Raw genomic sequence first — 19,482 nt, 5'->3', positions numbered from 1 at the left:
CGTGAGGCGTGAAAAAATAGAGCTTCCTCTTGCCAGGTGGCAAGAGGAAAAAATACGCGCTTTAGTCGAGTTCTACGGTGAGCTGAACGGACTCGTCGAAATAGAATTCGTCACAGTTGTTGCCGGGACCGGAGCGGTCAACCACCAGGAACTCGTCGCCATCGCGCAGCGCCATGATCGGGTGATGCCAGACACCACTGTGATAATTGACGCCCTGACGCGCGGACGCGCGGAAGGCTCGCACCGTGGACGGGTCTATGTTGAGGCTGCCGTCACCAACAGGGGCAACCACCAGCAGAAACTCGTGACCGAACAACGGGATGAAAGACTGGGAGCCGAACGGATGACGTTCCAGCATCTTGATCGGCAGCGGATATTCCAGGGTATCGGCCCGGAAAATATTGATAATGCCCTGGCCCTGTTCGTCTAGCTGTACGTCGCCCAGCTTGTGATAACGACGGGTAGAACCGTTGTTAATCATGAAGTAATCACGGCCTTCGGACTCGATGACGTCGCCAAAAGGGGCGAACGCTTCTTTGGTCAGCGGCTCTATCTTCAGGGTCTTGATCATTTCTTCCTCCGAAAAAACATAAAAACGGGGTGCCTGGCACCCCGTGTCCTTTCTTACATAGCGTTTAAGCGAAACTCGGCTATCTTGTTGATTTCTTTAACAGCGCGGGCAAATTCGGTGTCGTAGTCGTTGTGAATACGCTCTTCGAATGCCGCCAGGATCTGGTGTCGGTTAGACCCCTTCACCGCCATGATGAACGGAAATCGGAACTTTTCTTTATAGGCGTTGTTCAGCTCGGTAAAGCGGGCAAACTCTTCGGCGTTGCACTCGCTGATACCGGCACCGGCCTGCTCGTTGGTAGAGGCTTCGGTCAGCTCGCCACGCTGGGCTGCCTTGCCGGCCAAGTCCGGGTGAGCGTTGATCAGGTCGAGCTGTGCCTGCTTGTCGGCATTGCTCATCACCGCCGCCATACGGCCGTGCAGTTGTTCGATGTTGTCATCATCGCTGGTCAGGCCCTGATCGAAGGTCTGCTCGGCCACCCAGGGAGAGTGCTCGTAGATGTCGGCAAATGCGGCCACAAACTCGTCGCGGCTCATGGTACTAGGAGTACAGGTAGTAAAACGGCTCATTACTTGTTTCCTTTGTAGGGATGGTGCTCGTGCCAGTGCTTGGCAATGTCGATTCGGCGGGTAAACCACACCTGATCGTGACTGCGGGCGTACTTGATGAAACGCTCCAGACCCGCCATACGTCCGGGACGACCCAATATGCGACAGTGCATACCAATAGAAAGCATTTTCGGCGCTTCGGCTCCCTCTTCATACAATACGTCGAACGAGTCTTTCAGATACTGGAAGAACTCTTCGCCGTTGTTATAGCCATTCAGGCCAAAACGCATGTCGTTGGTGTCCATGACATACGGGACCACCAGGTGGCCTTTGCCTTCGTTGTTTACCCAATAAGGCAGATCATCGGCGTATGAATCAGAATCGTACAGGATGCCTTCGTCTTCCATGACAATCTTGCGGGTGTTGGGGCTGTCGCGGCCGGTATACCAGCCTTGTGGGCGCTGACCACACACGCGCTCGAAGATTTCCATCGCTTTATGGTAGTGCTCGCGCTCTTCTTCTTCGCTCATGAACTGATAGCTGATCCACTTGTAGGCGTGAGAGCATATTTCATGACCTTCATCCATGAACGCCTTGGCGATCTCGGGATAACGCTCAATGGCGGTGGCCACGGCGAAGATGGTCATGGGAATATCGTAACGCTTGAACAGGCGCAGCAGACGCCATACACCGGCACGGCTGCCATACTCGTAGATGGACTCCATGCTCATGTGACGCGCATCGGGGAACGCGACTGCGGTCGGCATTTCGGACAGGAAGGCTTCGGATTCGCCATCGCCATGCAGTACGTTGCGCTCACCGCCTTCTTCGTAGTTCAGTACGAAGTTGATAGCGATACGGGCCTTGTTCGGCCACTGGGGGTGAGGCGGGTTGGCACCATACCCGGCGAGATCGCGGGGATAGTCGTTGTTTTGGCTCATCGGAAAAACTCCTTGAAACGCAGGTTAAGACACCAGCCGAAACAAGCTTGCAGGGGGCTGGCCAGTCATGGTAATGATTTTATTGTATACAATAGAACCAATATATGTAAATAACAGGTTTGATTTTTGTATCAGCTCTGGCGGGAAATCTTGCTTTGAACCACCAAAGCAAAGACAATCCTTTCTTGTCAGGATAATGAATGATGCTGTGACACTGGCAATTGTAAACATTCTACTTATTTATGTTAATTAAATGTAGACCTCAAATATTATCTTGATGTAAAATTACTTCTGTCGCCGCACTCTCCCGCGCCAGCAGGCAAGGGTAAGTGCGAAGGCAGTACCTTGAATTAACGGAGACGCGTAATACGCGCAAGGTAACGACACAATGGGAAGATTAACGACACATATCCTCGACGCCTCCAAAGGCCTGCCCGGTTCCGACATTAAAATCGAGCTGTATCGGGTTGAAGGTGAGCACACTACTCTGATCAATACGGTGTACACCAACAGCGACGGCCGTACCGATTCCCCGGTACTGGAAGGCGAAGACTATGTGCCCGGTAAATACCAGCTGGTATTCCACACCGGCACCTACATGAAACAATCAGGCGTTGAACTGCTCGAGCCGGCATTTCTGGATGACGTAGTTATCCGTTTCGGCATTGCCGCCGGTCAAGAGCACTATCACGTACCCCTGCTGATCTCACCCTACAGCTACTCGACCTACCGAGGCAGCTAACGGGTAGAAGACAGCTCCTGTCAATGCCGGCGGATGATACACCGCCCGGCATTGACAGTCTGCCACCCAATCTATTCGAGGATTTCCGGTCATGGAAAATGCCAAACATGAGTCAACCCCACACGCCATTCCTACCTCCGGAGGCGTGCTGGACAGATGGTTTAAGTTAAGTGCCCACGGCACCTCGGTTAAAACCGAAATGGTTGCCGGCCTCACAACTTTTATCACCATGGCATACATCATTTTTGTTAACCCCAATATCATGGCCGCCTCGGGTATGGATGCCGGCGCCGTCTTCGTTGCGACCTGCATCGGTGCCGCCATCGCCACTCTTTTCATGGGTCTGTACGCCAACTGGCCGGTCGGCCTGGCGCCGGGTATGGGCCTGAATGCCTTCTTCGCCTTCACCGTGGTCGGCGAAATGGGTTACAGCTGGGAGATAGCGCTCGGCGCCGTGTTCTGGTCCGGCGTGATTTTTACCGCCATGAGTTTCTGGAAGATTCGTGAATGGGTGCTCGACGCCATTCCCGAGTCGTTACGTTTCGCCATGACCGCCGGCGTCGGCCTCTTCCTGGGGCTGGTCGGACTCAAGACCGCCGGGATCGTGGTGCCCAGCCAAGCCACCATGGTCACCCTGGGTGACCTTACCCAGCCCGGCGCCTGGCTGGCTGCCGTCTGTTTCCTGGTGATCTCCATTCTGGCCTATCGCAAGATCTTCGGTGCCGTATTAATCGGTGTGATCGGCGTGACCCTGGCCGGCCTCTTGATGGGCATAGTGGAATATAACGGCGTCTTTGCCATGCCGCCCAGCATAGCCCCCACCTTCATGAAGCTGGATATCATGGGCGCGCTGAATGTAGGTATGATCACCGTGATCCTGTCATTTCTGTTCGTCAACATGTTTGATACCGCCGGCACCCTGATGGGCGTTGCCGAACGGGCCAACCTACGTAATCCGGATGGCTCTATTGAAGGTCTGAAAAAGTCTCTGAAGGCCGACAGTGCCTCATCGGTCATCGGTACCTTCGTTGGCTGCCCGCCAGTCACCAGCTATGTAGAAAGCGCCGCCGGCGTCGCCGCCGGTGGCCGTACCGGCCTGACCGCCATCATCATTGCGGTGCTGTTCCTGCTGTCCATGTTTCTGGCGCCGCTGGCCGGAATGATTCCGCCCTACGCCACCGCCGGCGCCCTGCTCTACGTGGCCTTCGCCATGATGAGCAGTCTGGCCAAGATAGAGTGGGATGACTACACCGAGATGGCCCCCGCCGCCATTACCGCCCTGATGATGCCGCTGACCTTCTCCATCGCCAACGGCATCGCCATGGGTTTTGTCAGCTACGCCGTGCTCAAGCTCGCTACCGGTCAGGCGAACAAGGTCTCGGTCGGCGTCTATGTGCTGAGTCTCGTATTCATCGCCAAGTTCATTTACATGTAAGCATCTGTATATAAGTACCGAGGGCGGCAATGGCCGCCCTTTTCCTGTCGGCACACAAACTCGATAAAATGCCGTAACATGAGGCCGACGTCCTCGTCACCACCGATACCATTCAACAACATGATCACCTCGGTACGCATATCGCTACTGGCACACTTCTGGTGAATACCAATACCGACACAGCTCAGACCAAATATAAGCTTCTTATGCAATCTCCTGCAGAATGTCGACTGCAGGCAAAGCTTATCCCGGTGTCGCCGAAATGGCACCAGCAGGCTATCACTCCCTCTACAGCAGGCTCGGCGGCCGATTGACGAACCTCCGACTCGGCCAACGGATCCGCCAATATAGAGCCAGCTCCCGGACAACGGTATGGACCCATCAATATCGATGCAGGACCGCTTGAGTCACGCACCGACTTTCAAGCATGTACTCAATAACCGCGTCGAAGTGGTCACATCAGGCCTCAGATATATAAATATGAATATATCAAAGTCCATTAATATTATTTTAAAGTTCCCCTCACCTTGATTAACATCTTGTTACAAACGAGATCGAGCCACCATGCCCGGCTTGGACGTAATGGTGCCGATGGCGACCCGACACCTTCCGTTGCCCAGGGGCTCGACTCCAACTGATACCTGTACTTAGTTCCTATGCCGGAGCTGAAGAAACATCTTGAGTTACACCGGCACCCACAGTTGAAACAAGGAGAGCCTGTGACACGAAAACTCAAGGCAGCCATTATCGGGCCGGGCAACATCGGCACCGACTTGCTGATTAAGATGCTGCGCTCGGACTGGATCGAGCCGGTGTGGATGGTCGGCATCGACCCCGCCTCGGAAGGCCTCAAGCGCGCCCGGGAGATGGGCATCAGGACCTGTGACACCGGTGTCGACGGCCTGCTGCCGCACGTGCTCGATGACGATATCCGCATCGCCTTCGATGCCACTTCGGCCTATGTGCATGCCGAAAACAGCCGCAAACTCAACGAACTGGGGGTGATCATGATTGATCTGACCCCGGCGGCCATAGGTCCCTTCTGTGTGCCGCCGGTCAACCTCAAACAGCATGCGGAACAACTGCAACTGAACGTCAACATGGTCACCTGTGGCGGCCAGGCCACCATCCCCATGGTCGCCGCCGTGTCCCGGGTGCAGCCGGTGGCCTACGGCGAAATCATCGCCACCGTGTCCTCCCGCTCGGTCGGCCCCGGCACCCGCCAGAACATAGACGAATTCACCCGCACCACCGCCGGTGCGGTGGAGTCGGTGGGCGGCGCCAAACAGGGCAAGGCCATCATCATCATCAACCCGGCCGAGCCACCGCTGATGATGCGCGACACAGTGCACTGCCTGGTCGAGGGCGAGCCCGATCGGGATGCCATCACCCGCTCGGTACTGGACATGGTCGAGCAGGTACAGCGGTACGTGCCCGGCTACCGTCTGGTCAACGGCCCGGTATTCGACGGCAACAAGGTGTCGATGTTTATGGAGGTAGCCGGTCTGGGGGATTTTCTGCCCACCTATGCGGGTAACCTGGACATCATGACCGCCGCCGCCCTGCGTACCGCCGAGCTATTTGCGGAAGCAGCAGCCGATGGGGCCATTCTATTACCGACCCGGGGCTAAGGAGATATCATCATGAATTTACAAGACAAGAAGGTCATGCTGCACGACATGAGCCTGCGCGACGGCATGCATGCCAAGCGCCACCAGATAAGCCTAACGCAGATGGTCGACATCGCCACCGGCCTGGACGCCGCCGGCATGCCACTGATTGAAGTCACCCACGGCGACGGCCTGGGCGGTGCCTCGGTCAACTACGGCTTCCCGGCCCACAGCGACGAGGACTACCTGCGGGCGGTCGTGCCGCAGATGAAGCAGGCCAGGATCTCGGCCCTGCTGCTGCCTGGCATCGGCACCGTCGACCACCTTAGGATGGCCCGGGACTGCGGTGTCAGCACCATCCGGGTCGCCACCCACTGCACCGAAGCCGATGTGGCCGAGCAGCATATCGGCATGTCCGCCCGGCTTGGTCTGGACACGGTCGGCTTCCTGATGATGGCGCATATGGCCAGCCCGGAAAAACTCCTGGAGCAGGCCAGACTGATGGTGAGCTACGGCGCCAACTGCATCTACGCCACCGATTCCGCCGGCTATATGCTGCCCGATGAAGTAAGCCAAAAAATCGGCCTGCTGCGTGCCGAACTCTCCACCGACATCGAGCTCGGTTTCCATGGTCACCACAACATGGGCATGGCGGTGGCCAACTCGCTGGCTGCCATCGAGGCCGGCGCCGTGCGCATAGATGGCTCGGTCGCCGGGCTGGGTGCCGGTGCCGGCAATACCCCGCTGGAAGTGCTCTGTGCCGTACTCGAGCGGATGGGCGCCCACACCGGCATCGACCTGTACCGGATCATGGATGTGGCCGAAGACCGGGTGGTGCCGATCATGGACCAGCCGATCCGGGTCGACCGGGACGCCCTGACCCTGGGCTATGCCGGAGTGTATTCCTCCTTCCTGCTGTTCGCCCAGCGCGCCGAAGCCAAATACGGCGTGTCCGCCCGTGACATCCTGGTGGAGCTGGGGCGCCGCGGCACTGTCGGCGGCCAGGAAGACATGATTGAAGATCTGGCGCTGACCCTGTCTCGACAGCCCAGATAGTGTAACGAGCTGGGGGCCATGGCCCCCTAAAGTGTTCAGTTAAACTCAACGCCGACACCTGTTTGCCATCGCCGCCGCCATTTCGTCCAAGACGGGACGCGTCACCACCTTTCTCGCATCTAAAGGTTCCAGTCGAGGCATTTTTGTGTCTGACTGGGATCGGCTTATCCGCTTCCACCAAAAGTGCCAATCAGAAAACGCCAAAAGTCGCGGCTACACAGAATGCTTCCGACTTCATTCGCCTCGCGCCGCACTTGCCAGGATATATCAAAAAAGTTATACCCAAGATTGTTAATATTATTATTCAATTAACGAACAAGGCATTAACATTTACTCGTTATCAGGGGGCAGCAAGCTTCTTGCTTATCTTCATCAGCTCAAGGAATGGTCACTCATGCACAGTTATAACAAAGCCTTTTTCGAACAACTGGATCGTCAGGATCCGTTACGCCGATTTCGTGACGAGTTCGTACTTAGTGAAGACGAAATCTATCTCGATGGTAACTCACTCGGCGCCCAACCCAAGGCAGCCCTGGCCAAGGCTCAGGAGGTCGTTGCCGAGCAATGGGGAACCGACCTCATTCGCAGCTGGAACCGCCATCATTGGTTCCAGTTACCCCAACGCCTGGGTGACAAAATCGCCCGCCTGATCGGCGCCGACCAAGATGAAGTGATTTGCACCGACGGTACTGGCCTCAACGTCTACAAGGCCATTTCCGCCGGTCTGAGCCTGCGCCCCGAGCGCCGGGTCATCCTGCTCGAGGGCAGCAATTTCCCCACCGACAACTACATGGTCCAGGGACTGGTGGCCCAGCTGGGGCATCGGCATGAAATCCGCTTTGCCGAAGAAGACGAACTGTTGGCGGCCATTAACGAAGAAGTGGCGGTTGTTTGCCTGACCCAGGTGCACTACAAAACCGGACGGGTGCTCGATATGGCAGCCATCACCCGTTACGCCCAGGAGCGGGGCTGTGTGGTGATCTGGGATCTGTGCCACAGCGCCGGCGCCTTGCCGGTGGATCTCAATGGCTGCCATGCCGACATGGCCATCGGCTGTACCTACAAATACCTCAACGGTGGCCCCGGCAGCCCGGCGTTTATCTTTGTCGCCAAACGTCATCAGGGTGCCGCATTGCAGCCGCTGACAGGCTGGTGGGGACATGCCGCGCCCTTTACTTTCGAGCGCGACTACCGGCCGGCTCCCGGCATCAATCAGATGCTGACCGGTACCCAGGGCATCATCAGCATGGCCGTAGCCGAAGTGGGTATAGACCTGATGCTGGAAGCCTCTATGGAGCAGATCCGGGAAAAATCCCAGGCCCTGACCCAGTACTTTATCGAACTGATCAACAGTGAGTGCGCAGAATATGGCTTCGTCCTCGCCAGCCCCGAAGACAAGGAGCGCCGCGGCAGCCAGGTGGCGCTCAGCCACGAGCACGGCTACCCCATTATGCAGGCGGTGATAGACGCCGGCGTCATTGGCGATTTCCGCGCCCCAGACATACTGCGTTTCGGCTTTACCCCGCTTTATACCCGTTATGTCGACGTCTGGAACGCCGTTTCCAGGATCAAGAAAGTCATGGCCAGAGAAACCTGGCGCAGCCCCGTCTATAACCAACGCCATGCGGTCACCTGAAGGCATACGCATTTATCAGGGAAGTCACTTTCTACATTGTCATGGAGCAGATTATGTCCGATATCACCAAATCAGCAGATTGGACGACGGATACTTCATCCCCGGCTGACGTACAGAAAACCCAGTGGTCATCCAACTTCGCCTTCTTGATGGCCTCGATCGGCACAGCTGTCGGGCTGGCCAATATATGGCGCTTTCCCTATACCGCCGGCACCAACGGCGGTGGGGCTTTCGTCTTCGTCTATATATTGGCGGTACTGGCCATTGCCATGCCGATTCTCATTGCCGAGTTACTGGTCGGCCGACGGGGCAGACTCAGTCCACCCGGCGCCATTGCCGTCGTCAGTCGGGAGTCGGGACTCAGTACGCGCTGGCGTCATATGGGCAACATGGGGGTGGTGGCGGCCGTCATCGTACTGTCATTCTACTGTATCGTCGGCGGCTGGACCCTGGCCTATGTACTGAAGATGGCAAACGGCTCGTTTGACGGGGCCGATGTAGCCACCATTACGGCCGGCTTCGATGGCCTGGTCGGTAATGTCGGCGCCATGGTGAGCTGGCACCTTGTTTTCCTGCTGACGGTGGTACTGATCTCTTCCATCGGCATTCGTAACGGGGTAGAACGTCTGGTCAAGCTCCTGATGCCCGCCCTGTTTGTCATGTTGTTACTGCTGGTCGGCTACGGTGCCATTGCGGGTGATTTCAGGCAGGCTTTCACCTTCCTGTTTACCCCTGACTTCTCCCAGATCACCAGTAAAGTCGTGCTGGAAGCCATAGGGCAGGCCTTCTTCTCCATCAGCGTCGGCTTGACCAATCTGATGGCATACGGCGCCTATATGAGTCGGCAGACCTCATTGCCCCGCTCCTCCCTGCTCATCGTCGGCGCCGATACCCTGATCGCCCTGCTGGCCGGCCTGGCCATTTTTCCCATCATCTTTGCCTATGGCCTGGATCCCAGCGGTGGTCCCGGCCTGGTGTTTGTGAGCCTGCCGGTCGCATTCAGCCAGATCACCGGTGGCGCCCTGCTCGGCGGTTTCTTCTTCCTGCTGTTGTTTTTCGCCGCACTGACGTCGGCCATCTGCATGCTGGAAGTACCCACTTCCTGGCTGGCAGAACGCTTTAGCTGGAGTCGCCGCCGGGCCGCCATCAGCGCCGGCGCCCTGGCCTGGGGACTGGGCCTGCTGTCGGTGTTTTCCTTCAATATCTGGTCGGATGTTCACCCCCTGGGCATGTTCACCCTGTTCGAGAACAAGACCTTCTTCGATCTGTTCGATTACATCACGGCCAACATTGCCATGCCGCTCGGCGGTATCTTCGTGGCCTTGTTTGCCGGCTGGGGCATCAAGAAACAATTCACCGCCGATGAACTCAGCCTGGCTCCTCAAAGCCTGCTGTACCGTGGCTGGTTATTCTCGGTGCGTATCCTGGCTCCGCTGGCACTGACCATGGTGTTTATCAGCAATATTTAATACTCGCAGGGGTCTGGCCAGGACCCCTTCCCCGGAAATACCAAACGGGGGGGTGAATAAAAAAACACCAACAACAGTGTTAACTCTTTACTTAACAAAACAACCGGCTCAATAACATGAGTCATGTATGTTGACGCCTTGAATTCAAAAAATGAAAACATATATACCGATTCCATTATTACGGCATTAAGAAATCAACACCATAAGCACAACAGTTTATATCAAGGAGTGAATATGAACACCATCAACAAACCACAAAGAAACAAAAAGGCATTTTCAAAAAAACACCTTGCCTCGGCTATCATTCTCACTTTCAGCGCTTCATTTACTGTTCATGCAGAAACAGCGAAAGATAATATCAGCGATCCATTCGTCAAAAGGCTCGTTTCATTATCTGGTAATAACACCCCTCATCACCCGAGCCCGGGCAGTTACGGCATGAATAAGGAAGCCGGTACATTTACACATCCGGCAGCCACACCACATAGCCATGAAAATGTGGCGTTTGATGGTCAGCTTACAGAATGGGACACCCAAAGCTACATCAACAACATGACGGTGGAAGCTTACTACCCTATTACCGTTGAACCATTTCACACCTGGCAGAATATTGTTGATTTTGATGGACGTCGATATCTGTACCAATATGTTCGTCGCGACCTGAAAATATTTGATATCACAAACCCTAAAGATGTTAAGTTGTTATTAACCAAAGGCAAGACCTGGGGTCCTGATGGTGGCGGGAAGGAAGTAAACCCCTATGACAGCGACGACATGTTCGGGGCGGCTTCTATTCAATGGAACGAAAATCTGGGCAAGTATATTATGGTCCAGGCGTTTGAAATCAGACGCTTTGGTGTATTAAGGGACAAATACAACGAGCCGGAAAAGGTAGAGGCTATTCGCAACTCTCCTCACCTGAAAGGCTTCAAAGTGTATGAAATGGACGGCCCTCTTCCCGAGGACTGGACACTGATCGCAACCCGCACCACTGATATTGACAACCCGGATGCCCCCGTCAGCGAGCAACAGGGGTCAGGGGTCAGGGATATTCCTACCTATTTCGGCGGCGATGTGATGTTTGTGGCTGCCGCATCCAGCGACAAACAGGCACTGACTGAATACCCCAATGATCTTTACAGCGCCGGCTACCAGGCCTGGGACATGTCTGACCCATATAACCCCCGTCTACTGGATGAGTTGACGGTGCCGGGGCAGATGGCAGGAGACCCCGAGCATGAAGCGGCCTACAAGAACAATCCGAGAGCAGGCAACCGTACTTCCTGGATGGGCGCCCGCATGTCGTTGTTTGTGCCTACGCCGGGAGAACAAGGAGGCAAGTACGGATACGCCGCCATGGGCGGGCTCGGTTTCTATGTCGTTGACATCAGTGATCCGAGCCAGATGAACGTGGTCAGTCATCTGGCATTCCCTCCCAGCCTGGCAGGCACCGAGGGGGATAATATCGATGTGTCACAGGTAGAAAAGACGGGTCTGATCTATTACAGCGGCTACCCGCTGGCGGAAGACTGCTACGAGGCTTATAAAGACGTTCACATCATCGATGTGAATAATCCTCTGCGGCCTGAAATAAAGGGGGTCCTGCCCAGACCGACACCACCGGCAGAAGCGGGCTTTACCGATTACTGCCAGCGCAAGGGCAGCTTTGGGCCCAAGCGCACCGGTTACTATACCCAGCCGGGCACCAGCCGGGAAGGCATACTCCCCTACGCATTTTATAATGCCGGCGTACAGATTTTTGATATCAGCAATCCGGATTCGCCCCGAATAGGCACCTACTTCGTTCCGCCTTTCAAACCGGATGAGGTCGCCAGCTATGCCATGGGCAACCTGACCCATGGCGTCTATGTGGAATATGACAGGAACCTGGTATGGCTGTTTACCAATCATGGTTTCTATGCGTTATCTACTCCCCTGTTGGGCGAGCCCAGCTTTGATGCACCTGAGATTTCCTGGCCCTCAAAAAGACGATTAGAAACAGCGAAACATTAAAAATCAAGGATACGATGGCTCCATGTTCTATTGAGAGCCATCACCTCTGTTTACTCAGGAAGAGAACAATATGCGAAAATCAATCATCGCTCTTGGGCTGATCAGCTTTTACAGCCATGCAGAATTAAGTATTTCCGGAATCATAGATCTAAACATTGAATCAATATCATCCGAAGGAAAGACAATCCAACGTATATCAGGTGGTGGTTTAAGTACGAACAGGATCCAGTTCAACTGGAAAGAAACCATTAATGAAAACATAAAAATCAATGCCGTTTATGAGGCAATGTACAGTCCTCATACCAATGACCCGGTCGGAACCAGGGAGGGATACCTTCAATTAATATCTCAGGAGTGGGGCACGCTGAGTCTTGGTCGCCAGGACACTCCTTCTGCCGCTATATATGGATACGCAGACCCCCTGTTTGGCAATGATTACAGCGTGGTTAACAACGTTGGTGTTTTTTATGCGCCCTGGCGGGAAGACAAGTCGTTGCTGTACATCAGCCCTCGTAAATCCGGCTTTCAGCTAAGAGCCATGGCAACATCCGGTAACGAAGATGACAATCAGGATGGCCGGGTCTACAGCATAGGCATAGACTACTGGAATAACAGCCCCTGGTATTTCGGTGCGGCTGTCGACCGGAAATATCAGGTTAATATCCATGATGATGAACAGATGGAACATTCCAACGATATCTATTTATCGACAGTCTACTCCTTTGAAAAAACCGACCTAATGATGATATATCATCACTATCAAGGGTATTACGCCTATCCACCTTACGTGGATTTCAATTCCCGGGGCCATGACCTGCAATTGGGCGTGAGACATAACTTCAAGGAAAAACATAACCTGGGGCTCAGCCTGATTTACAAGGATGACTTCAAGCAAGACGCTCTCTCCGACGCCATCGGCATCAATCTGGGGTATATCTACAACCTGTCCGACAAGGCCGACCTCTACGGTATCATCGGCTACGTCCATCACCGGCAAGACTCGGAGGTACGTTACCCGATCAGCTGGAACGCCGGAAACCCCCTCTCCGACGAAAACCCCGGCGGTATCCAGCTGGGCATGCGCTACCGGTTCTGAGCCGGCACCACGACAACCGGCCCCAGACGCCAGGGGCCGGAGCCGACAACAATCAGATTTATTCCTCCGTTCCGGTATGGAGTTCTTCCGCAACTTCCCGCAACAGGCTCATCACATAAGCCGCCGCCGGGGTATGGCTGCCGTTCCGGGTGGTAATGCCCACAGGCCCGGGACGCGTGAACTCCCCTACGGCCAGACGGCACAAGCCGCCATTTTTCTCGTAGTTACGAAACACCTGGTAGGGCATGGCTGCAATCATGTCGGTTTCTGCCAGCAGGGTAAGATTGGTCAACACGGACACCGACTCCAGTACTTGTGCCGGGCGGGCAAGGCCCTGATCCCGAAAAGCCTGTTCGACTTCCTTCCGCAGGTAAGTCTGGGGCGAAGGCAGAATCCAGGCTTCTCCCGCCAGGTCCTTAAGTTCCATTTCCGCCTGTTTTCCCAGCGGGTGCCCGCCCCTGGCCACTATTACCACGGGCTCATGGTAAAGCACCTCCGAGCTCAGCCCGTCGTATTCCTGCCGTTCGGGCATGCGACCCACGACCAGATCCAGTTCTCCCCGGATCAAGGCAGGCAATAGCCTGTCGTTGGTTCCCTCCACCACGGTCACCGACAGGCTGGGCCTTTGCTCCCTGAGCCTGACCAGGGTCTTGGGCAACAGGGTCAGGCTGGCCGTGATCAGGGTGCCAATGGTGACATGGCCGGCCAGGCCTCCCTGCAGCGTGGACAATTCCTCGCTGGCATGCTTCACCTGAGACAACATCAACTTGGCATGCTTGATGAGCACCTCGCCGTACAGGGTCAGGCTGACCCCCCGGGAAGAACGCTCAAACAGCACCAGATCTAAAGCCGTTTCAATGTCCCGGATGATCTTGGTCACCGCCGGCTGAGCCATGTTCATGATCTGCGCCGCACGCACGATATTGCCCTGCTCACTGACCGTCACCAGCAACTTCAGGTATTTAATCTTCAGGCGGGAAACCATGTTCCGCTCAAATTCTTCCGGGGTCATCACTCACCTCTGCCTCATGGACAAGCCTGCTTCGGACATTGATGCCGCCTCGCCGGCAAGACAGGAGGAATGGCGACAAAAATGACACGGCCAAGCCATAATATTAATCATATACCAGAGCTCTAAAATATTATTTTTACTATATGCCTGTCTACTCTAAAGTCCAACTATGTCGTGAAGGCCCACAGGGCTGTAAATCGTTTCGATAACAGTAAGGTGACATGGATATGGATACCCAGGAATTGAAGCACTATGTAAACGGCGAGTTCACAAGTTCGTCGACGCATTTCCCCAATACCAATCCGGTAGACGGTACCGAAATTGGGCGGGTATGGGAAGCCGACCAGGCTACGGTAGACAGGGCTGTGGCCGCTGCCCGGCAGGCTCTGGAGGGGGAATGGGGTAAGATGAGCCAGGCCGGGCGCTGTGCCCTGCTACACAATGTCGCCGAGGGTATCGAGGCCCGCTTCGACGAGTTTGTCGCCGCCGAAATGGCCGATACCGGCAAGTCGCTGATACAGGCCAGCACCATCGACATTCCCCGCGGCGCGGCCAACTTCCGGATCTTTGCGGACATGGCCATGTCCCAGGGCGGTGAATGCTTCCAGAGCCCGACACCCGACGGCTCCGGCGCCCTGAATTACAGTATCAACAAACCGCTGGGGGTGGTGGCGGTGATCTCCCCCTGGAACCTGCCGCTGCTGTTGCTGACCTGGAAGCTGGCTCCCGCGCTTGCGGCGGGCAATACGGTCATTGCCAAGCCCTCCGAAGAAACCCCCTCCACCGCCACCCTGCTGGCCGAAGTCATGCACGATGCCGGTGTGCCCGCCGGGGTATTCAACCTGGTTCACGGCTTCGGGCCGGGCTCCGCCGGCGAATTCCTCACCACCCACCCTGATATCGACGCCATCACCTTTACCGGGGAATCCCGTACCGGCTCCGCCATCATGCGTGCCGCCGCCGAGGGGGTCAAACCCCTGTCCTTCGAACTGGGCGGCAAAAATGCCGCCATCGTGTTCGACGATGCCGATTTCGAGGCGGCCGTGGCCGGCGTCGCCCGCTCCGTCTTCACCAACGGCGGTCAGGTCTGCCTCTGTACCGAGCGCGTCTATGTTCATGCCTCCCTGTTCGACCGTTTCGTCGCCGCCTTGAAGGAACAGGCCCTGTCCCTGAAGGTCGGCTGGCCGAGCGAGCCGGATACCGACATGGGCCCGCTTATCTCCTTCGAGCACAGGGACAAGGTGTTGTCCTACTACCGGCTGGCCCGGGAAGAAGGCGCCAATGTCATCACCGGCGGCGGCGTACCGCATTTTGGCGACGCCCGGGACAAGGGTGCCTGGGTAGAGCCGACCATTCTCACCGGCCTGCCGGAATCGGCCCGCTGCGTACGGGAAGAGGTATTCGGCCCCATCTGTCATATCGCCCCCTTCGACACGGAAGAGGAAGCCGTGGCCATGGCCAATGACAGCCGTTATGGCCTGGCCGCCGTACTCTGGACCCGGGACCTGAGCCGGGCCCATCGCCTCGCCCACCGTATGGACGCCGGCATCGTCTGGGTCAACAGCTGGTATCTGCGCGACCTGCGCACTCCCTTCGGGGGCACCAAGCTGTCGGGCATCGGCCGCGAAGGGGGCCGGCACTCCCTGGCCTTCTATTCCGAGCCGACCAACATCTGCATCAAGCTGTAGGAGTCACGATGAACCATCTGGAAACAGCCGCACAACAACTGCGCCAGGCCCACGAACAGGGCCGGGCCTGCCCCCCGGTTCGCAGTCTGCTCCCGGCGGGGGATCTGACGGCGGCCTATCAGGTACAGGATATCAACACCCGGCACTGGCTGGAGCAGGGCCGCCGTCTGACCGGGCGCAAGATAGGCCTGACGTCCCTGGCGGTACAGCGTCAGCTGGGTGTGGATCAGCCGGACTTCGGCATGCTCTTCGCCGACATGGCCGTGGCCGATGGCGAGGAAATCGCCCCGTCCCGGTTGCTGCAGCCCAGGATAGAAGCGGAAGTGGCCCTGGTGCTCGACCATGACCTCGACTGCGAACAGCCGACCATGACCGACCTGCTCGGCTGCATCGGCTACGCGCTGCCGGCCTTCGAAATCGTCGGCAGCCGAATTCAAAACTGGGACATCAGTATCGTCGACACCATCGCCGACAATGCCTCCAGCGGACTTTACGTGCTGGGCGGCACGCCCAGGAAGCTGGCAGGGCTGGACCTGCAACTGTGCGGCATGGTAATCGAGCGCAGGGGCGAGCCGGTTGCCACCGGCGCGGGCCAGGCCTGCCTGGGGCATCCGCTGACCGCCGCCCTGTGGCTGGCCCGCAAGATGGTCGCCGTGGGAATGCCGCTACGGGCCGGCGACACCCTGTTGTCCGGCGCCCTGGGTCCCATGGTGCCCGTGACCCCGGGTGACGTGTTCGAAGCCCGGATCAATGGCCTGGGCGCCGTTACCGCCGTCTTTGGTGCCGAAGAATAAGGAGCAGGACATGACCGATTTATCTACTCTGGCTACACGGGTTGACGACGCGGCCCGCAATGCCACCGCCATGACACAGCTGTCCGGCCAGGGCCATGCCCTGTCCCTGACCGACGCCTACCGGGTTCAGCAATTGTCCATCGCTCGCCGCCTGCAGCGGGGCGAAACCTGGGCAGGCATCAAGCTGGGCTTCACCAGCCGGGCCAAGATGCTCCAGATGGGTGTGGACGACCTGATCTGGGGGCAGTTGACCCGTGAAATGATGGTGGGGGACGGCGATACCATCAGCCTGGCCCCCTTCATTCATCCCAGGATCGAACCCGAAATCGCGTTTCTGCTCGGCAAGCCCCTGCAGGGCAAGGTCACCCTGGTGGAGGCCATGTCCGCGGTGGAAGCCATTTGCCCGGCCCTGGAAATCATCGACTCCCGCTATGCGGATTTCCGTTTCTCCCTGGAAGACGTGGTGGCCGACAATGCCTCTTCCTCCGGTTTCGTACTCGGCAGCTGGCACAGGCCCGACCTTGCCATCGACAACCTGGGCATGGTGATGGAATTCAACGGCAGGGCGGTCCAGATCGGTTCCAGCGCCGCCATTCTGGGCAATCCCTATCGTTCCCTGGTCGAGGCCGCCAGGCTGGCGGATGAAGCGGGACTGCAACTGGAAGCCGGCACCCTTATCCTGGCCGGCGCCGCCACCGCGGCCGAACCGCTGCAGGCGGGTGTACACGTCCGGCTCAAGACCCAGCAGCTGGGCACCGTTGAACTGAGCGTATCCCCATAAGGAGGCAAGATGAATACCAAGGCTCACCTGGTAGCCGGCAAGGCTGCTCCCAGGGGAAGTTTTCCCCACCTGAAACGGGCCGGCGACTTCCTGTTTGTATCCGGCACCAGCTCACGCCGGCCGGATAACAGCTTTGCAGGCGTCGAGGTCGACGAACTGGGAACCACCTCCCTGGATATCGCCGTCCAGACCCGGGCGGTGATCGACAACATCGCGGATATCCTGGCGGAAGAAGGAGCCGGCCTGGAGGACCTGGTCGAAATCTGCGCCTACCTGGTCAACATGAATGACTTCGGCGGCTACAACCAGGTTTATGGGGAATATTTCAATACCGATGGGCCGACCCGCACAACGGTCGCGGTGCATCAGCTTCCCCATCCGCACCTGCTGATTGAAATCAAAGCGATCGCCTACAAGCCACAACACCAATAAGGATATGGTCATGGCACAGTTAAAAGCCTTCAACTTCCAGCGATGGATTGAGCAAAACAAGGAAAAGCTACAGCCCCCGGTGAACAACAGCCTAATCTGGGAAGACGCCGATATGATGTGCACCCTGGTGGGCGGCCCCAATCACCGGCTCGATTACCATGTGGATCCGGTGGAAGAATTCTTTTACCAGATGAAAGGCAACGCCTACCTCAACATCATGGGAGACAACGGCCCCTATCGGGTGGAGCTGAAAGAAGGGGATATTTTCCTGCTGCCCCCCATGGTTCCCCACTCCCCCCAGCGTCCGGAAGCCGGCAGCATTTGTCTGGTGATTGAACCCAAACGGGCAGCGGGGCAGAAAGACGCCTTCCACTGGTATTGTCCCGAATGCAATGCCCTGGTGCACAAGGTAGAAGTCACCCTGAAATCCATTGTCAAGGATCTCCCTCCCCTGTTCCAGGCCTTCCGGGAGAGCGAACACCTGCGTACCTGCAGCGACTGCAGCCACCTTCACCCAGGAAACTAACTATGCAAATCGTTGATATTCACTCCCATTTTTTCCCCAAAGACTGGCCGGATCTGGCCAGCCGTTTTGGCGGTGACTGGCCCTGGATGAAGCACACCGGCCAGGGCAAGGCGATGGTCATGATGGGGGACAAGCCTTTCCGTCCCGTCACCGAGGCCTGCTGGGAACCATCCGTACGCCTTGAAGACATGGACAGAGACGGGGTTGATATCCAGATCATGTGCGCCACACCGGTATTATTCGCCTATCAGAGACCGGCAGAGCAGGCCCTGGCCGTCGCCCGGATCTTTAATGACGCCGCACTGGACATCTGTGCCGCTCGTCCCGACCGCCTCAAGGCCCTGTGTCAGGTGCCTCTGCAGGACATTGACCTGGCCTGTGCCGAAGTTTCCCGCTGCATGGAAAATGGACATGTCGGGGTCCAGATAGGTAACCATGTGGGCAATAAAAACCTGGATGACGAGGGCATCATCACCTTTTTACACCACTGCGCCGACATCGGAGCTTCCGTACTGGTACACCCCTGGGACATGATGGCACAGGAACGCATGCCCAAGTACATGCTGCCCTGGCTGGTCTCCATGCCGGCGGAAACACAGCTTTCCATTCTTTCGTTGATCCTGTCCGGCGCCTTTGAACGCTTGCCCGAAAGCCTGAAAATCTGTTTTGCTCACGGTGGCGGCAGCCTGCCCTACCTGCTGGGACGAGTGGACAATGCCTGGCTGCACAGGGACATAGTACGGGAAGACTGCCCGCGCTTGCCTTCGGAGTATGTCAACCGTTTCTATGTGGACTCGGCGGTGTTCAACCCCGGAGCACTGGACCTGCTGGTCAATGTGATGGGCGAAGATCGCATCATGCTGGGATCTGATTACCCTTTCCCCCTGGGAGAGCAGCAAATCGGCAAACTGGTCAAGGAACAGAAAAGCCTTACCGGGGAAACCCGGCAGAAGATACTGGGGACTAACGCCCGGAACTTTTTCAATATCGCCTGACCGGTACTCACTCTTCAAGCAAGAAACAGGTTTGCCATCCGGCGGCCATGCCGTGCAAGGCATGGCCGCCGGTTGTATGCAGAAAACGGGGCCTTCGGGAGGAGTGCTTGCTGGGTGGTAACAGACAGCCTTGCAAA

Annotated in this window: 18 protein-coding genes; 14 read left to right on the top strand and 4 right to left on the bottom strand. The window is 56.8% G+C overall.

The window, feature by feature from the left end; all coding sequences use genetic code 11:
- Positions 1–61 precede the first annotated feature (61 nt).
- From ACLEIV_RS04545 to puuE, 3 genes are read right to left on the bottom strand one after another with little or no spacing between them, the layout of a single operon-like run.
- Entirely contained in the window at positions 62–571 is a 510-nt protein-coding gene (locus ACLEIV_RS04545; RefSeq protein ID WP_477529382.1) for an ureidoglycolate lyase, read from the bottom strand.
- A gap of 53 nt (positions 572–624) precedes the next feature.
- Positions 625–1,140, bottom strand: a complete 516-nt coding sequence (gene uraD, locus ACLEIV_RS04540) for a 2-oxo-4-hydroxy-4-carboxy-5-ureidoimidazoline decarboxylase (protein ID WP_410455475.1) — start codon at positions 1,138–1,140, stop codon at positions 625–627.
- A complete protein-coding gene (gene puuE, locus ACLEIV_RS04535) occupies positions 1,140–2,060 on the bottom strand; it encodes an allantoinase PuuE (protein WP_410455474.1) in 921 nt (306 codons plus the stop codon). Before puuE ends, uraD begins: the two co-directional genes overlap by 1 nt.
- Positions 2,061–2,448: 388 nt before the next feature.
- Between puuE and uraH the strand changes: the two genes are divergently transcribed.
- The 8 genes from uraH to ACLEIV_RS04495 all read left to right on the top strand — a co-directional run bounded on the left by uraH (position 2,449) and on the right by ACLEIV_RS04495 (position 13,117).
- Positions 2,449–2,802, top strand: a complete 354-nt coding sequence (gene uraH, locus ACLEIV_RS04530; protein WP_410455473.1) for a hydroxyisourate hydrolase — start codon at positions 2,449–2,451, stop codon at positions 2,800–2,802.
- 91 nt (positions 2,803–2,893) lie between these two features.
- A complete protein-coding gene (locus tag ACLEIV_RS04525) occupies positions 2,894–4,237 on the top strand; it encodes an NCS2 family permease (RefSeq protein ID WP_410455472.1) in 1,344 nt (447 codons plus the stop codon).
- Between the two features lie 719 nt (positions 4,238–4,956).
- Positions 4,957–5,868, top strand: a complete 912-nt coding sequence (locus ACLEIV_RS04520; protein WP_410455471.1) for an acetaldehyde dehydrogenase (acetylating) — start codon at positions 4,957–4,959, stop codon at positions 5,866–5,868.
- A 12-nt stretch (positions 5,869–5,880) separates the two neighbouring features.
- Positions 5,881–6,903 (top strand): 4-hydroxy-2-oxovalerate aldolase, encoded by a 1,023-nt coding sequence (gene dmpG / locus ACLEIV_RS04515; protein ID WP_410455470.1) that lies wholly within the window; start codon positions 5,881–5,883, stop codon positions 6,901–6,903.
- Positions 6,904–7,297: 394 nt separating this feature from the next.
- The gene (gene kynU / locus ACLEIV_RS04510) at positions 7,298–8,539 is read left to right on the top strand and encodes a kynureninase (RefSeq protein ID WP_410455469.1); all 1,242 of its coding nucleotides are present in this window, start codon (positions 7,298–7,300) and stop codon (positions 8,537–8,539) included.
- A 53-nt stretch (positions 8,540–8,592) separates the two neighbouring features.
- On the top strand, positions 8,593–10,008 hold the full coding sequence (locus ACLEIV_RS04505; protein WP_410455468.1) for a sodium-dependent transporter: 1,416 nt from the start codon (positions 8,593–8,595) through the stop codon (positions 10,006–10,008).
- 234 nt (positions 10,009–10,242) lie between these two features.
- Positions 10,243–12,021 (top strand): LVIVD repeat-containing protein, encoded by a 1,779-nt coding sequence (locus tag ACLEIV_RS04500; protein WP_410455467.1) that lies wholly within the window; start codon positions 10,243–10,245, stop codon positions 12,019–12,021.
- A 70-nt stretch (positions 12,022–12,091) separates the two neighbouring features.
- Complete coding sequence (locus ACLEIV_RS04495; RefSeq protein WP_410455466.1) at positions 12,092–13,117, top strand: porin; 1,026 nt, start codon at positions 12,092–12,094, stop codon at positions 13,115–13,117.
- Between the two features lie 58 nt (positions 13,118–13,175).
- Here the strand turns inward: ACLEIV_RS04495 and ACLEIV_RS04490 are convergent, their stop codons facing one another.
- A complete protein-coding gene (locus tag ACLEIV_RS04490) occupies positions 13,176–14,129 on the bottom strand; it encodes a LysR substrate-binding domain-containing protein (RefSeq protein ID WP_410455465.1) in 954 nt (317 codons plus the stop codon).
- Between the two features lie 221 nt (positions 14,130–14,350).
- Here ACLEIV_RS04490 and ACLEIV_RS04485 point away from each other — a divergent pair, with 221 nt between their 5' ends.
- Genes ACLEIV_RS04485 through ACLEIV_RS04460 form a run of 6 tightly spaced genes read left to right on the top strand, consistent with a single transcriptional unit; the run spans position 14,351 to position 19,345 of the window.
- Complete coding sequence (locus ACLEIV_RS04485) at positions 14,351–15,817, top strand: 2-hydroxymuconic semialdehyde dehydrogenase (RefSeq protein ID WP_410455464.1); 1,467 nt, start codon at positions 14,351–14,353, stop codon at positions 15,815–15,817.
- 8 nt (positions 15,818–15,825) lie between these two features.
- Positions 15,826–16,611 carry a 2-keto-4-pentenoate hydratase gene (gene mhpD / locus ACLEIV_RS04480; protein WP_410455463.1) on the top strand — a complete coding sequence of 262 codons (786 nt, stop codon included), beginning with the start codon at positions 15,826–15,828 and terminating at the stop codon, positions 16,609–16,611.
- Positions 16,612–16,621: 10 nt separating this feature from the next.
- Positions 16,622–17,392, top strand: coding sequence for a 2-keto-4-pentenoate hydratase (locus ACLEIV_RS04475; RefSeq protein ID WP_410455462.1), 771 nt, complete (start codon positions 16,622–16,624; stop codon positions 17,390–17,392).
- Between the two features lie 9 nt (positions 17,393–17,401).
- Entirely contained in the window at positions 17,402–17,824 is a 423-nt protein-coding gene (locus tag ACLEIV_RS04470; protein ID WP_410455461.1) for a RidA family protein, read from the top strand.
- 10 nt (positions 17,825–17,834) lie between these two features.
- The gene (locus tag ACLEIV_RS04465) at positions 17,835–18,350 is read left to right on the top strand and encodes a 3-hydroxyanthranilate 3,4-dioxygenase (RefSeq protein ID WP_410455460.1); all 516 of its coding nucleotides are present in this window, start codon (positions 17,835–17,837) and stop codon (positions 18,348–18,350) included.
- A gap of 2 nt (positions 18,351–18,352) precedes the next feature.
- On the top strand, positions 18,353–19,345 hold the full coding sequence (locus ACLEIV_RS04460) for an amidohydrolase family protein (RefSeq protein ID WP_410455459.1): 993 nt from the start codon (positions 18,353–18,355) through the stop codon (positions 19,343–19,345).
- The last annotated feature ends 137 nt before the right edge of the window (positions 19,346–19,482 follow it).

The sequence above is a fragment of the Oceanisphaera submarina genome, assembly GCF_046521305.1.
Taxonomy (GTDB): Bacteria; Pseudomonadota; Gammaproteobacteria; order Enterobacterales; family Aeromonadaceae; genus Oceanimonas; species Oceanimonas submarina.
Note: the sequence above shows the minus strand (reverse complement) of the source record. Positions and strands in the feature narration are given on the sequence as shown.